The organism is Paenibacillus harenae (assembly GCF_030812415.1).
Classification (GTDB): domain Bacteria; phylum Bacillota; class Bacilli; order Paenibacillales; family Paenibacillaceae; genus Pristimantibacillus; species Pristimantibacillus harenae_A.
The window spans coordinates 561,941-577,111 of record NZ_JAUSST010000006.1; the positions used below are offsets into that span (position 1 = coordinate 561,941).

Sequence of the window (15,171 nt, forward strand, 5' to 3'; positions counted from 1 at the left end):
AGGAGTTTCCATGAAAATTGTTCTACTCTCAGGGGGCTCGGGCAAACGCCTGTGGCCGCTGTCGAACGATTCTAGGTCCAAGCAGTTCTTGAAGGTGCTCAGGAATTCGGAAGGGCAGCTTGAGTCGATGGTGCAGCGGGTTTGGGGGCAGATTGCCAGTGCCGGGCTTCGCGAACATGCATTGATCGCAACGAGCAAGCCTCAGGTGGAAATGATCTACAACCAGCTGGGAAGCGAGATTGAAGTGGTCGTCGAACCGGAAAGAAGGGATACGTACCCTGCGATCGCGCTGGCAGCCACCTATTTGTATTCGGTTGAAGGCGTCAGCCTGAATGAAACGGTCGTGGTCATGCCGGTCGACCCTTACGTGGAGGAGTCGTTCTTCCACAAGACCAAAGAACTGAGCCGGGTGTTGAACGAGTCGGGCGCGGATTTGGCCCTTATGGGGGTAAAACCGACCTATCCTTCCGAAAAGTACGGCTATATCGTTCCGCAAAGCGGGACTGCGCATGATGCGCCATATATGAATGTACAGAGCTTCCGGGAGAAACCCCGCGAGGAAGAAGCGGCGGCCATGATTGAGCAGGCAGCGCTCTGGAATTGCGGCGTGTTCGCATTCAAGCTGGATTTCATCATTAATATCCTGCTTTCGAACGGGCTTCCGATTCAATACGACGAGATGGTGAAGCAGTACGACAAGCTTCCGAAGAACAGCTTCGACTATGAGGTGGTGGAGAAAGCCAATCTTATCGTCGCGCTGCCCTACGAGGGGGATTGGAAGGATCTTGGGACGTGGAACACGCTGACGGAGCAAATTGCGACTCCGCTGATCGGCAAAGGAATCATTACCGAAAGTTCATCCAATACGCATATTATCAACGAACTGGAAATTCCGATTACTCTGCTTAATTTATCCAATGTCATCGTCGCCGCGAGTCCGGATGGCATTCTCGTCTCGGACAAGGCATCAAGCCCGATGATCAAAGAGGTCATGAAGCACTCGGATCAGCGTCCGATGTACGAGGAGCGGCGCTGGGGCCGTTACAGAGTGCTTGATTACTTGAAATATTCCGACGGGAATGAAGTGCTGACCAAACGGATATGCATAAGCCCGGGCCAAAATTTAAGCTACCAGTACCATCTGCTAAGGAACGAGGTATGGACCGTCGTTTCCGGCAACGGGGAGATGATACTGAACGATAAGCGATTCCCGGTAAAGGCCGGAGATGTGCTCGTTATATCGAAACAGAGCAAGCACAGTTTGCGGGCGGAGACGGAAATGGACATCATTGAGGTGCAAACCGGTTCGGAGCTTATTGAAGAAGATATCGTACGGCTTGCCTTTGATTGGAATGAAATTATGCAATTATGTACGGTGTAGGTGACGATTTTTCAGAATATAGGAAAGTATAAGCTTGAATCCTAGACTCAGCCTATATTCCACTGCGAAACGAGCTTTTGCCGCCTGAGGACGGCACAGAACCGAGCTGCGCAAAGACGCAGCTAACGGTTCGTGCGTAGCGAAAGCCGTTTACGCTTGATAGAGGGAGTGATGAGAATGAACATTACGGTCATTGGCACCGGATATGTCGGGCTTGTATCGGGTGTCTGTTATGCGGAACTGGGGAATAAGGTCATCTGTGTCGACAAGGATCTTGGGAAGATCGAGATGCTGCAGGCTGGCGAGATTCCCATCTATGAGCCGGGGCTGAAGGAATTGGCGGAAAAGAACAGCTCCGCCGGAAAGCTCGCTTTCACAACCGATCTGAACGATGCAGTGCGGCAGTCGGACATTATCATTCTGGCTGTCGGAACGCCCCCGATGCCAAGCGGCGAGGCAAATATGGCCTATATCAATCAAGCCGCCCTTGATATCGCCGAAGCGATGAACGGCTATAAAATCATCGCCGTAAAAAGCACGGTGCCGGTCGGAACGAACGAACGAATCCGGGAGCTGATCGGCACCCGCACCTCCGAGCCGTTCGACAGCATTTCACTGCCGGAATTTCTGCGCGAAGGTTCTGCCGTCATGGATACGCTGAATCCGGACCGGATCGTCATCGGCGCGGATAACCAAAGTGCTGCCGATACGATGGTCCAGCTGCATCGGCCGCTGACGGAGCAAATCATCGTGACGGATATCCGCAGCGCTGAAATGATCAAATATGCGTCCAATGCTTTTCTCGCTACGAAGATTTCGTTCATCAACGAGATCGCGAACATTTGCGAGAAGGTAGGCGCAGACGTAACGAAGGTTGCGGAAGGGATGGGCTACGATAAGCGGATCGGTCAGTCGTTCCTAAAAGCCGGAATCGGCTATGGAGGCTCCTGTTTTCCGAAGGATACCAGAGCTCTGATCCAAATTGCCGGTAACGTCGATTACGAGTTCAAGCTGCTGCGGTCGGTTGTGGAAGTGAACCAAGATCAACGGTTTAATGTGATCCGAAAGCTGGAGACGATCTTTAACGGCCAGCTGAGAGGTAAGACGGTCGCGATATGGGGATTGGCCTTTAAGCCGAATACCGATGACGTCCGCGATTCGCCGGCCCTTGAAATCATTCAATATTTGGTAGAAAACGGCGTAAAGGTGAAAGCATACGATCCTATTGCCATGGAAAACTTCAAGGCCTTATACGGCAAGGAAGGCGTCAAATGGTGCGATCAGGCACTTGATGCCGCTCAGGACTCCGATGCGCTTTGTTTGCTAACGGAATGGGATGAATTCGCGGAAGTGGATTTGAATCTGCTCCAATCCGTCATGAATCAGGCCATTCTGATCGACGGACGCAATGTGTTTAATGAGGAAGATTTGCTCGGAACCGCATTCGTTTATTATTCCGTCGGACGCCCGAGCCTGAATAAAGGCGTTAAACAGCAAATTCCTGTCATGCAATTGTAATTCTAATGATAGTGGGGTTCTTTCATGATAAAAGCAGCGAAAATTGATTTAAGCGATATTTCGAATGAATTGTCATTTCTGTTATTCATTCTGCGCGACGTTCAAGAGTTGGATGAGAAGAGGATACGAGAATACGCTTCAAATAATATGAAGTGGGATTCATTCATACAATTAACCTTGCATCATCGTGTTTATCCTATCGTTTACTTGAAACTAAATCAAATCCGTTCATCTCTTATTCCTGCCGATATTATGGAGACGCTCCGCTATCATTACAATTCCAATATCATTAAGATGATGCAGCTGACTAGAGAGATGAATAAAATTTGCGATAAATTATCAGACGACAGTATACGCACCATTTTGTTGAAAGGTCCTACTTTGGCCATTCAGCTTTACGGCGATATGTCGCATAGGACATCCAAGGATCTGGATATTCTGCTCGATGTCGAAGATGTGGAAAGAGCAGAGGAAGTCATGACACGGCTTGGATATGAATTAGAGGATAAGCATTCATTAAATCATAAGTGGAAAGAGAAGATGCATCATCTTTCCTTCCGTCATAAAGAAAATTCCGTACAAGTTGAAATTCATTGGCGATTAAATCCTAACTCCAGTGATTCTCATTCATTCAATCGACTGTGGGGACGCAGAAATAATGTTCTTTTATTGAATCGGGAATTTCATTGCTTAGGAAATGAAGACCTGCTCTATTATCTTGCTGATCACGGTGCCAGGCATGCCTGGTTTCGATTGCGCTGGTTAATGGATATCGATCGTTTAATGCCTAAAATAGATAGCGGGAAAATGCATGATTATTTTAGACAGTACGGTGGACAATCATTCACAGGGCAGGCTTTCATCTTAGCTTCTAATCTGCTTGATTCAAAGATTCCTCATTCTATGAATCAAGTGACGAATAATAAGAAGGCTCTTCGGCTGGCGAAAACATCTTTGTTTTTTATCAAAAGGATAGTTAAATTAAACCCGGTACCGGAGAAAAGCGTCGTTTGGCATTATTTTCGATACACTCTATCCCTAATGACAGGCAGGCAGAGAGCGAGGTATCTTCTGAATCACCTGGAACCAAACGTGGAAGATATGTCTCTGCTGCCGCTATATAAACCGTTTCATTTTCTATATGTTCCGCTCCGGCCGTTTCTATGGTTCTGGAGAAATATCATAAATAATTAATTTTTATTTAGAAAAAAGCGACATAAAATGAATTTTTAATACGAATAGTATAAATAAATACAAGATTTATACGACTTGCTAAACGGGGTGTTTACTCTGAACTATTATCGAATATTTGGTTTGAACATTGGAAGTGAAATTGTTCTGCCTGAAGCATATGAAATACATGGAATTATTTCGGAATTCGATGTAGAAATTGAATTGAATCCACCGCTGGAAGATTGCCAGGATCAATATACAACGGCCAATTATCGTTTCGATAACGGTCGATTTCTCTTTCATGTACCCGAAACAGCCTTTTATAGCATTACATCCGGTGCCCATATCACGGTAACCCCGTACCCGGGAGCGGATGAGGCGAAGATTCGGCTTTTCCTGCTCGGAACCTGTATGGGCGTACTGCTCATGCAGAGAGGGATTCTGCCCCTGCACGGGAGTGCAGTCGTCATTGACGGGAAGGTTTACGCCATTGTCGGAGAATCGGGTGCCGGCAAATCGACTCTTGCCGCAGCGTTTGTACGCAGTGGATATCCATTGATGACGGATGACGTTATCGCGGTCTCCTTGTCCAACGATTCGGCAGCAGCTACTGTCTATCCGTCCTATCCGCAGCAAAAGCTGTGGGAGGAAAGCATAGAACAATTAGGAATGCTTTCCCACAACTATTCATCGATTTACCAAAGGGTTAACAAATACGCGGTGCCTATACGGTCCCAATTTTGCAAAGAGCCTCTCCCTCTCGCCGGGGTAGTTGAGCTTATCAAAGCTTCCGAATCAGAACCAGAACCAGAACCGTCTCTTAAAGCTTATAACAGATTAGAAGGGCTTCATGTCTTGAATGTGCATACCTATCGAAGTTCCCTTCTCCATCTGTTGAACCTGCAGCAATGGCAATTTCAATCGATTTCCCGGCTTGCTTCCGGGCTTCCGGTGTACCAGCTCCGCCGCCCCGCAGACGGTTTCTCTGCTTTTGGCTTAGTTGATCAAATTGTCAGTCTGACTAATAAAAGGGAGGTTGTTATTTCATGAGCGTCGACATCATTACCGCTAACGAACTTGTTGTACAGTCGGATGGTTACCTCGTAAGCGAAATGAACGGGGAGAAGATCATGCTGAGCATCGAGAACGGCAAATACTACAACTTAGGCCAGCTCGGGGGCCGAGTGTGGGAGCTGATGGCATCCCCTGTGTCCGTAAAAGATATGGTTAAGCAACTGGTGACCGAATATGAGATAGAGCCCGGAGCGTGCGAACAGCAAGTTCATACTTACTTGCAGCAGCTTAAATCCGAAGGACTCATACAAGTTAGAAAGGAATAATGAACTTGTATAGGAAAGCGATAAGAAAAGTCAAGAGATTCATAGCTTACCCCGCAGACTTGAAGCGGATGTATGTGGAGGCTTATTTATACTTAGCTTTGGCGAGGGTACTTAAGCTGCTGCCATTCGCAAAAGTAGCTCCTTCTCTTGGCGAGCATATGAGGGAGACGCCATATACGAGCACGATGGAGCAGGATCTCATCCATCGTAAGGTATCCAAGGCCGTTCATGCGATGAGCCGCGTCACATGGTGGGAAAGTCAGTGCATGGTCAAGGCTGTCGCGGCGATGAAGATGCTGCGGCGAAGAGGAATCGCGAGTACGCTCTATCTGGGCAGCGGCAGGGATGAGACGGGGAAAATGATTGCTCACGCTTGGCTGCGCAGCGGGTCGTATTATGTAACCGGCAATGAAAGACTGGAACGGTATGCTGTCGTTGCCGTGTTCGGGAATCACACAGAAGCTGCGGTTCTGTCGCCAATTGAGCGGTAATCCGCATTAGGGGTTTTTCTTATGAAGGATTTATTCTATTTTATACGAAAAATGCACCAGGTCTCAGGATTCCGTCTGCACCTCAATATGTTCACTACATTCGTGATCAGCTGTCTGGACGGCATCGGAATCTATATGATCGTTCCCATGCTTAGCATTATAGGCGTATTTCAAATGAATATGGATGAAGTGCCGCTTGTCTCTTCCTTATTCGAATTCATCGAGTCATCGTCGATCGAGTTAAACTTGCCTGTCGTACTAGCGATATACGTGATGATCGTAGGGGGACAAGCATTGCTTCAACGAAGCCAGATGGTGTTGAACTCACGGATTCTGCAAGGGTTCGTCCGTTCACTCCGGACGGAAACGTATCAGGGGCTGCTTGGGGCGAAATGGGAGTTCTTTCTCCGCAAGCGGAAGTCGGATTTTCATCATGTCATGGTGAACGAGCTCGGACGGGTCAGCTACGGCACTTCCCTCTTCCTGCAGATGGTCACGGGCATTATTTTTACGGTTATCCAAATCGGTCTGGCCTTCTGGCTGTCCCCGTTGTTAACGGCCGTCGTGCTTATAAGCGGCGGAATACTCGCTCTATTCTCGCGCAAGTTTATTAAGAAGGCGGGACATATTGGCGATAAGACATCGGAGCTGTCCCAGAGCTATTTTGCAGGAATAAGCGATCATTTCAACGGCATCAAGGATATTAAGAGCAACAGGCTGGAACGCTCCCATATCGGTTGGTTCAACAACATGAGCAAGGAGCTGGAGAGCAACGTTATCCAATTAGTACGAGTCAATTCTTTGTCCCAGTTCATCTACCGGATCTCGTCCATAACGCTTATTGCCGGATTCGTCTATTTAGCTCTAGAGGTCTTCCACACGCCGGCTGAGCAATTGATTCTGGTTGTTCTCATCTTCTCGCGGCTGTGGCCGAGGTTTATCGGGATTCAGTCGAATATCGAACAGCTGGCGACCAATCTGCCCGCTTTCAAAGCCATGCGTAAGCTGCAGCAGGAATATGAGCAGGAGAAGGAGCTCACCTTGTCGGGGTCCTCGGACGGGGGAAAGCCATTTCAATTGCAGGAAGGGATCGAATGCAGAAAAGTCAACTACCGGTACGACCCTAAAGAGCCGGTGTTCGCTCTGCGTGATATTAACGTCTATATTCCCGCGAATCGCATGACGGCTATCGTAGGCATGTCCGGTGCGGGGAAAAGCACGCTGATTGATATGCTCATGGGGCTTATTCAACCGGAGAGAGGGCAAGTGCTGATTGACGGCGTTACGCTGAGAGACGAGAAACAGCTTCTCTCGCTACGGAGCGCAATCGGCTATGTGGCACAGGATCCCTTTCTCTTCAATGCAAGCATTCGGGATAACTTGAAGCTGGTTGACCCTGATGCCGAGGACACCGAGCTGTGGAACGCTTTGAAATTCTCCGTATCCGATGAATTCGTACGCATGCTGCCGCAAGGTTTGGATACGGTCATCGGTGACAGGGGCATCCGGTTGTCCGGGGGAGAGCGGCAGCGGATTGTACTCGCGAGAGCCATATTGAAGCGTCCCTCCATTCTAGTGCTGGATGAAGCGACCAGCGCACTGGACAGCGAGAACGAACGGCTGATTCAGGAGGCGCTTGACCGTCTTAAGGGAAGCATGACCATTATCGTCATTGCGCACCGATTATCGACCATCCGCAATGCGGATCAGGTCATTGTCATAGAGCAGGGCGAGGTTATTCAGCAAGGCGGCTATAAACAGCTGTCTCAAGAGGCCAAAGGAAAGTTCAGACAACTGCTTAACTATCAAACGGGCGTTAACAGTTAGTTCGGTCACTCCAGACGCTATTAAATCTAACTAGAAATGATTGGAGTAATAATGAGTGCGATAACCGGTGTTTTTAATTGTAATGAAGAACCTGTAACTGTCGAAACGATCGAAAACATGATGCAAGCCTTGCAAAAATACCCTGCCCATGATGTGCGGGTTTGGCATGACCGTTTCGTATTTTTAGGTTGTCACGCGCAATGGATTACACCCGAATCGACTAAAGAACGGCTGCCCTACTACGACGAACAACATAAGCTTGCCATTACCGCAGACGCGATCATTGACAACAGGGAGGAATTATTTAACCGGTTGCAGGTGGAGCATTTCCGGCGGAAACAGATGACGGACAGCGAGCTTGTTTTGGCGGCATACCTGAAATGGGGGAAGGAAGCTCCGCGATACCTGATAGGAGACTTCGCATTCATCATATGGGATGAGCAAAAACGCCAACTTTTCGGCGCACGCGATCTGTCGGGAAATCGAACGCTGTATTATTATCACCATTCACGACAGTTTGCTTTTTGCACGGCGATGAATCCGCTGTTTACTGTTTCCGGTGTCAAGAAGGAGCTGAATGAGTCATGGTTGACCGAGTTTCTCACGATCCCTATCATTTTGGATACGATCGATGTTCAATCTACGGTTTATCATAATATCGATCAAATTCCTCCCGGCCATTCGATTACGGTGTCGGACGGAAACCTTGCATTGGAGCAATACGGGACATTCATAACTCCTGGCGGGAATCTGAAGCTAAAAACAAACGGCGAATACGAAGAAGCATTTCGTGAAGTCTTTCAGGAAGCCGTTACATCGAAGCTCCGGACATACCGGAAGGTCGGCGCAAGCTTAAGCGGGGGGTTGGATTCGGGGGCTGTCGTAAGCTTTGCCGCAAACCCGTTGCGACAGGAAGGGAAAACATTACAAACCTACAGTTATGTCCCTCCCTCTGATTTTGTGGATTGGACACCGAAAAGCTTGCTTGCCGATGAGAGACCGTATATCGAGGCCACGGTTCAACATGTAGGAAATATCGCGCACAACAATTTAGACTTCTCGGGTCGAAACTCATTTGAGGAAATGAATGACCTGCTCGAGCTGATGGAGGCGCCTTATAAGTTTTTTGAAAATTCATTCTGGATCAAAGGGATTCTCGAGCAAGCGGAGAAGGACGGAGTCGGAGTATTGCTGAATGGAGGGAGCGGGAATTACTCCATCTCGTGGGGCCCGGCGCTGGATTACTACGCTCAGCTTTTAAGAAAGCTGCGTTTGATACGTTTTCACCAGGAACTGAAGCTCTATGGTAGAAATATGAGAATCGGGAGATCCCGATTGCTGCCTATAATCGGCAGAATGGCATTTCCGGCTCCGACTTTTTTCTCGAAGCCCTCGCCGGATATCCCGCTTTTAATCCATCCGGATTTAGCGGATCGAACCAAAGTGTTCGATAAACTTAAAAACCATGATGTCGGATTAACCGATTCTTCAATGAACGAATTTGAGGCAAGGATCTATCAGTTCGAAAATTTGTCGTTCTTAAACCATCAGGGGACGTCATCAACGAAATTATCGTTACGTTATGCCGTCAGGGAAAGGGATCCGACCTGTGATCCCAGGGTGGTTCGATTTTGTTTATCCGTGCCCGTAGAACAGTATGTTCAAAATGGTATGGACCGTTCTTTAATTCGAAGATCGACCGAAAATTATTTACCCGATAAAGTCCGTTTCAATCTTCGCGTTCGGGGTGTGCAGGGGGCGGACTGGATCCATCGCATGATTCCATCGTGGAGCGCTTTTACGGAAGAACTTCATCAGCTTTGCCTAGATGCCGGGGCTTCGTATTTTTTGAATGTGAAACAAATAAAAGAATCGCTTTCGAAAATCGGAAACTCGCCCAAACCTGAATTAGCCTTTGATCCGAATGTAAGACTATTAATGCAGAGCTTAATTGTTTACCGGTTTATAAGGCAATTTTCTTAACGCCAAGCATGAAAGGAGGTGAAGCAAATGACAAAGGAAATCAAGAAAGAATGGCAGCCACTGACGTTGGAACTCCTTGATGTCAGCGCCACCATGGGTGGAAAGAATGGCGTGTATCCTGACAGAAACGGTAAAGGCAACAATAATGGTCACCCTCATGAGGACTCCTAGGATGACTTACTACTAGTCCAATTATTTTCATGGCCCTTATACTTTTATAACGTATAAGGGCCCTTCTTAAAGATAAAGAAGGTTTAAGTTCACGGAAGCTTTCTTTATCGTTAAGAAGGCAAGAAGAAATAGGTGTAATGAATCATAAGTCGATAGGGTGTGATTGCATGAGCGTTATTGCCGGTGTTATACAATTCGATAGGCCACTGCATCCGGAAGATGGGACTGCAGATTTCATGGAAGCCGTACAACGTTTTCCGGGAGATGGCTTTGAAGTTTGGGAGGAAACGTCGGTTCTTCTTGGCTGCCGGTCCCAATGGATAACACCGGAATCGGTTAATGAACGGCTTCCTTTTCGGGATGAGCAATCCGGACTGGTTATAACCGCTGATGCAATCATTGACAATCGCGGGCAATTGTTCGAGCAGCTTGAGATTGGGCGGGACCGAAGAAGCGGGATTACGGACAGCGAGCTCATTCTGCTTGCTTATCGCAAATGGGGTCCGGAGATGCCGCGTTATCTAATTGGAGACTTTGCTTTCGTTATATGGGATGCAAGCAGAAAGCTGCTGTATGGGGCGAGAGATCAGCTTGCCAGCAGGACCCTGTATTATCACCGCAGTTCGAATCAATTCTCGTTCTGCAGTGTGATCCATCCGCTATTCTCCCTAGCGGGAATAGATAAGAGACTCTGCGAAGAAAGGTTTGCCGAATTTTTGGCGATACCGACGCTCTTGGATGCAGTCGATGTCCATACGACCTATTACGCAGATGTTTTGCAGCTGCCTCCGGCACACGCGTTTACTTTGCAAGAGGGGAAGCTTACGGTTGCAAAGTATGGTTCATTAATCCCGGAAGAGAGACTATCTCTAGGCTCTGATGACGAATACGTGGAGGCTTTTCAGGAAATTTTCCAAGAATCGGTTCGCTCCAGGCTGCGTACCTTCAAGCAGGTAGGAGTAACCCTTAGCGGTGGACTTGATTCCGGCTCGGTGTCAGGGTTCGCAGCGAGGATGCTCGCCAAGGAAGGCAAGAGCTTGCAAGCCTTCAGCTATATTCCGGAGCGGGATTTCAAAGATTGGACGCCTAGAAGCATGTTTGCGGATGAAAGTCCTTATATTCAGTCCATCGTCGATTATGTAGGAAATATTAAGGCGAACTTATTAGATTTCCCGGGGATAAGTCCTTTTACGGAGATTGATGAATGGATGGACGGTTTGGAAGGACCATACAAAAATTTCGAAAATGCATTCTGGGTGAAAGGCATTCATGAAGAAGCGGCGAGTCAAGGAATAGGCGTCTTGCTCACGGGAGCCAGAGGGAATTACTCCATATCTTGGGGTTCTGCTATCGGTTATTACAGCTTGCTGGTGAAGAAGCTTCAATGGCTCCAATTATACCGAGAGATTTCATTGTACGGCAGGCAGCTGGGTACCGGCCGGAAACGAATCATTCGCGCGATTAGACAGCAGGTTTTTCCTGAAAAAGAGGCTTCTTTTCGACCGGGGGTACCTCCCATCATTCAAGCTGATTTTGCAAGGAGCTCCGGGGTATTCGAGAAGCTGTCGCAGTATGATGTCGGTTTGCGGGAGTCAACATATCGAATGCTGAGGGAACGCGAGGATTACTTCAGCAATCAGGCGGTTTTAAGCATGCAGGGCACCATTTCGGCGAAGTCATCCTACCGGCTGGGCATATGGGAGCGGGATGCGACCAGCGATATACGTCTGATCAAATTTTGCCTGTCGATCCCCGTGGAACAATATGTGAAGGATGGCTTCGGGCGTTCTCTTATCCGAAGAGCAACCAACAATATTCTGCCGGACAAGGTTCGATTGAATCAACGGACACGGGGCGTTCAAGGCATGGATTGGGTGCATCGGATTATTCCGCGGTGGCCGTCGATAGATGAAGAGCTTCGTGCACTGTGCAGGGATGAGCGGGCTTCCCGCTATTTGGATCTGATGCAAGTGAAGGAATCGATGAGCAAGGTGAGTTCGGGAATTAAGCCCGAGGATGCTGATAACCCTCACCTAAAGTTACTTATGCGCAGCTTGATTGCCTATCGTTTTCTCAAAAGGTTGATTTAGGAATTCGAATTGTACTTGAAAGGAGGTGAATAGAATGGAGAAAAAACAATGGACAGCTCTTTCGCTGGAAGTGCTGGAAGTATCCGAAACAATGGCAGGTTTTGGTGTATCGAAAATCGACTTTACTTATGTTGACGGCAAGCTCGTAGACCTAGACGTTTATGATTCCTAGGATTCTTCGGCCCTAAAGCCGGAGCAGACTGAAAGCCTCACTTAAATATACTTATGCTGCTAGATCGCTTATCGGTTTCTCAAACGGCAGAAATCGGGCTTGAAAGGAGGTGGAGTACAATGAAAAAACAATGGACGGCACTATCCCTGGAAGTGTTGGAAGTATCGGAAACGATGGCAGGTTTTGGTGTATCGAAAATGGATTTTACTTATGTTGACGGCAAGCTCGTAGACCTCGACGTTTATGATTCCTAGGATTTATCTTCTTTAAATGCTGCATTAGAAAGCGCCGTAAAGGACCACAGCATTAGCTGTGCCTTTACGGCGCTTTTTTTGTTGAGCAACCAGTTTAACGGATACACCAAAAAGCGCCATAGAGGATCACAGCTTAAGCTATGATCCTCTATGGCGCTTTTTGCGTTCCGCATGCCTTTTTTATTCGGGGAGGTGACAATGGATTAGGTTTACCGATGCGAAAGCTCTACTCTATTGTAATAAAATCCGGACTTCTTTAATAAATTTCATACTGGACAAGTTGGAATTCACCGCGAAACGTTAGCTTACGCCGCCAAAGAACGGCGACAGCCGTTACGCTTGCGCGAATAGCAGGGGGATGCAAATGTGGAGCCGGATAAAGCCGAAGAAGACGTATTCCAGCATTTTTCTATACTCTTGCATAGCCGTAAGCTTGCTCACCCTTGTGTTTACCATGTTCCTGAGCCGGCAGTTCGCTCAAAGCGCAATGGATGAAATCAATAAGTCCAACCAAGAGAAAATGAACCAGGTCGTGAAAACCTCGGAATTTACTTTGCAGAAATTGCGTCAGTTTGCACTCAGAATTTATTCGGATGAAAATATCGCACTGTGGATCAACATGGGCGAAAATGATTATTCCGCCCTGGCGTTAAATAAAGCGGCCGAAAGCGTAAGGGAGTTTAGGAGCAGCGAGCCTTTCATAGACGGCATTTATTTATTCAACTTCAATCTCGGCCAAATCTATACTTCAGACTCAAGTATTTATACGATACAGGATTTCTATGATCAAGCCATGCTTAATTACATTAAGAGTCAGAAAACGCCGTATCTGCAGTTTTTCAACCATGAGGTGAAGGGCGAATCGCATCTAGCGCTTGTCGTGCCGGCAGCCGGGCCTAATCAGAACTATCATGGATTCGTGGCGATTCTGTTCAGCAAGCCGCTGCTGAATGAGCACATGCTGCAAATATCGAAGGAAGATCAGAACAAAATTTTTATTGAAGGCAAAAACAAGGAGTTCATTCTGGGCAATACGGATACCGCGTTGACGGAAGTTCTCATGGGGACGGATACGCCGGAGGCGGCAGAACAGGGCTGGAAATGGGAGTCCGGCAATGAAACCTGGTCTATTCAGACGGCACAGCTTCCTATTGAAGGATGGAAGGTTTATCATTTGTCGCCGATCTCTCTGTGGCAAGCGAAAATAACCAAGATCCGGACGGAAATTATCGGATCCTCGATCTTTCTGCTGTTAGCTTTACTGTTGTTCTTGTTCTGGCAATCCTACCGCAGCTTGAAGCCCATTAGCGATTTGGCCTTTCAATTGCAAAGCAAGCTCGGCAAGAAGCATCCGATGGCGCAGACAACGAATGCCAATAATGAGATTGAGTGGATTCATTCCGGATTTCATCTGCTGGTCGAGCAGATCGAGCAATTGGACTTGTCGATCAAGAGCAGCAAAGCTTTGGTGAAGGAGGATTTCTTGCGCCAATGGATTCTCAATTCGAAAGCTTCCGAACCTGTCGAAGCGTTTATTAGAAGCGAAACGAAAATCCTCCAGACGGGCTCTTTCCGCATGGCGGTCGTACGGCTGGAGTCATATGTGCGGTTCAAGGAATGTTACGATTTCGCTTCGCGAAAATTGCTCCGCTATGCACTGGGCAATATTATGGTCGAAGTCCTTGCGAATCACGGCTTTGCCGCGGAAACGGCCGATTTCAGCTCGGATCACCTTGTGGCGCTTATATCTTCGTCCGCTTCAGGGGAAGATACGGAGCTGGCCATCGCAGCGATGGAGGAGGTAAGAGCTCAGATCAGACGGTGGCTGAAACTGGAATTACATGCGGCTGTCAGCTCCGTGCTTCATATGGAAGACAATGTTCACACCGTTTATAACCGGATGTACGAACTGACTCTGATCGGATTCATATATAACGAGGATCGGGTATTCACCTCCGAAGATCTGGAGCGGTATCAGCTGGGTGAAGACAGCAATCTGGATGAAGACTTGCTGAAGCAGGTGATTTATTCCGTTAATCTTAGGAACGATAAGGCTCTAAAGAGTTACTTGGATGAACTTACCTTGCATATGCAGGCGCTAAGCTATGAGGAATGCAAGCTGCAGCTGACTCATATTATTTATTCGATTATGAAGAGCTTCAAGAACTATAAGACGTTCCAAGGAATGAAGAGCATCCATACTTTCCTGGAGCAATTCGCAACCATTGGAGAAGTGAACTCTTGGCTGTACGGGGAGCTGCTGCAGATCATGGACCAGCACCGGAAGAAGAATGCTTCGACCCGAAAGGACGAGGTCGCCGCCGAGATGATCGAATATGTGCGCAACCATCTTCATAATCCGATGCTTTCCGTGGACGATATTGCCACTCATGTGTCCATATCCGTAAACTATGCCCGGCAAATATTCAAAGAGCGTTTTGAGTTCTCATTATCCGACTATATTGCAAACCAACGGATCGAGTACGCGATCAAGCTGCTTACAACGACCGATTGGACGGTAGCCGATATAACGGAACAGTCCGGTTTTCAAACCAAGAGCACCTTCTATTCCCTGTTCAAACGGGCAACAGGAATGACGCCGAACCAATACCGTACTGAAAATACGCAAGACAAAGCGTAGAAATCCGTACTTCATAGTTGGAAAAAGGATACTTGCCATTTATCAACTTTCGTACCCATTGTTAGATACCGGACTGTACGGAAGCAGAACAACCCGAGTATGATCAGACAGAAGCGGGATGAGATGGTCT

At 47.7% G+C, this 15,171-nt stretch carries 13 protein-coding genes; all 13 read left to right on the plus strand.

The genetic code is table 11. The features are described 5' to 3' along the window. Positions 1-10 precede the first annotated feature (10 nt). Positions 11-1,381, plus strand: coding sequence for a sugar phosphate nucleotidyltransferase (locus J2T14_RS23515; protein ID WP_307208115.1), 1,371 nt, complete (start codon positions 11-13; stop codon positions 1,379-1,381). A gap of 177 nt (positions 1,382-1,558) precedes the next feature. Beyond that, positions 1,559-2,899 (plus strand): UDP-glucose dehydrogenase family protein, encoded by a 1,341-nt coding sequence (locus tag J2T14_RS23520; protein WP_307474696.1) that lies wholly within the window; start codon positions 1,559-1,561, stop codon positions 2,897-2,899. Positions 2,900-2,923: 24 nt separating this feature from the next. Beyond that, entirely contained in the window at positions 2,924-4,093 is a 1,170-nt protein-coding gene (locus J2T14_RS23525; RefSeq protein ID WP_307474698.1) for a nucleotidyltransferase domain-containing protein, read from the plus strand. A gap of 75 nt (positions 4,094-4,168) precedes the next feature. Beyond that, the gene (locus J2T14_RS23530; protein ID WP_307474700.1) at positions 4,169-5,122 is read left to right on the plus strand and encodes an ATP-binding cassette domain-containing protein; all 954 of its coding nucleotides are present in this window, start codon (positions 4,169-4,171) and stop codon (positions 5,120-5,122) included. Continuing rightward, the gene (locus J2T14_RS23535; RefSeq protein ID WP_307474702.1) at positions 5,119-5,412 is read left to right on the plus strand and encodes a lasso peptide biosynthesis PqqD family chaperone; all 294 of its coding nucleotides are present in this window, start codon (positions 5,119-5,121) and stop codon (positions 5,410-5,412) included. Before J2T14_RS23530 ends, J2T14_RS23535 begins: the two co-directional genes overlap by 4 nt. Continuing rightward, complete coding sequence (locus tag J2T14_RS23540; RefSeq protein ID WP_307208109.1) at positions 5,412-5,903, plus strand: lasso peptide biosynthesis B2 protein; 492 nt, start codon at positions 5,412-5,414, stop codon at positions 5,901-5,903. Before J2T14_RS23535 ends, J2T14_RS23540 begins: the two co-directional genes overlap by 1 nt. A 21-nt stretch (positions 5,904-5,924) precedes the next feature. Continuing rightward, complete coding sequence (locus tag J2T14_RS23545) at positions 5,925-7,730, plus strand: ABC transporter ATP-binding protein (RefSeq protein ID WP_307474704.1); 1,806 nt, start codon at positions 5,925-5,927, stop codon at positions 7,728-7,730. Positions 7,731-7,781: 51 nt separating this feature from the next. Then, the gene (locus J2T14_RS23550; protein WP_307474706.1) at positions 7,782-9,713 is read left to right on the plus strand and encodes an asparagine synthase-related protein; all 1,932 of its coding nucleotides are present in this window, start codon (positions 7,782-7,784) and stop codon (positions 9,711-9,713) included. Between the two features lie 27 nt (positions 9,714-9,740). After that, entirely contained in the window at positions 9,741-9,884 is a 144-nt protein-coding gene (locus tag J2T14_RS23555) for a paeninodin family lasso peptide (RefSeq protein ID WP_307208106.1), read from the plus strand. Positions 9,885-10,051: 167 nt separating this feature from the next. Beyond that, positions 10,052-11,974 carry an asparagine synthase-related protein gene (locus J2T14_RS23560; protein ID WP_307474708.1) on the plus strand — a complete coding sequence of 641 codons (1,923 nt, stop codon included), beginning with the start codon at positions 10,052-10,054 and terminating at the stop codon, positions 11,972-11,974. 34 nt (positions 11,975-12,008) lie between these two features. Continuing rightward, positions 12,009-12,146 (plus strand): paeninodin family lasso peptide, encoded by a 138-nt coding sequence (locus J2T14_RS23565; RefSeq protein ID WP_307474710.1) that lies wholly within the window; start codon positions 12,009-12,011, stop codon positions 12,144-12,146. 119 nt (positions 12,147-12,265) lie between these two features. Beyond that, a complete protein-coding gene (locus J2T14_RS23570; protein WP_307474712.1) occupies positions 12,266-12,400 on the plus strand; it encodes a paeninodin family lasso peptide in 135 nt (44 codons plus the stop codon). Between the two features lie 364 nt (positions 12,401-12,764). Further along, positions 12,765-15,041, plus strand: a complete 2,277-nt coding sequence (locus J2T14_RS23575) for an AraC family transcriptional regulator (protein ID WP_307474714.1) — start codon at positions 12,765-12,767, stop codon at positions 15,039-15,041. Positions 15,042-15,171 lie beyond the last annotated feature (130 nt).

Excerpts from the sequence above, each read along its gene's own strand:
- J2T14_RS23560 (WP_307474708.1), top strand. The coding sequence starts at position 10,052 with ATGAGCGTTATTGCCGGTGTTATACAATTCGATAGGCCACTGCATCCG.
- J2T14_RS23520 (WP_307474696.1), top strand. The coding sequence starts at position 1,559 with ATGAACATTACGGTCATTGGCACCGGATATGTCGGGCTTGTATCGGGT.
- J2T14_RS23540 (WP_307208109.1), top strand. The coding sequence starts at position 5,412 with ATGAACTTGTATAGGAAAGCGATAAGAAAAGTCAAGAGATTCATAGCT.
- J2T14_RS23515 (WP_307208115.1), top strand. The coding sequence starts at position 11 with ATGAAAATTGTTCTACTCTCAGGGGGCTCGGGCAAACGCCTGTGGCCG.
- J2T14_RS23570 (WP_307474712.1), top strand. The coding sequence starts at position 12,266 with ATGAAAAAACAATGGACGGCACTATCCCTGGAAGTGTTGGAAGTATCG.
- J2T14_RS23525 (WP_307474698.1), top strand. The coding sequence starts at position 2,924 with ATGATAAAAGCAGCGAAAATTGATTTAAGCGATATTTCGAATGAATTG.
- J2T14_RS23545 (WP_307474704.1), top strand. The coding sequence starts at position 5,925 with ATGAAGGATTTATTCTATTTTATACGAAAAATGCACCAGGTCTCAGGA.
- J2T14_RS23565 (WP_307474710.1), top strand. The coding sequence starts at position 12,009 with ATGGAGAAAAAACAATGGACAGCTCTTTCGCTGGAAGTGCTGGAAGTA.
- J2T14_RS23555 (WP_307208106.1), top strand. The coding sequence starts at position 9,741 with ATGACAAAGGAAATCAAGAAAGAATGGCAGCCACTGACGTTGGAACTC.
- J2T14_RS23550 (WP_307474706.1), top strand. The coding sequence starts at position 7,782 with ATGAGTGCGATAACCGGTGTTTTTAATTGTAATGAAGAACCTGTAACT.
- J2T14_RS23535 (WP_307474702.1), top strand. The coding sequence starts at position 5,119 with ATGAGCGTCGACATCATTACCGCTAACGAACTTGTTGTACAGTCGGAT.
- J2T14_RS23575 (WP_307474714.1), top strand. The coding sequence starts at position 12,765 with ATGTGGAGCCGGATAAAGCCGAAGAAGACGTATTCCAGCATTTTTCTA.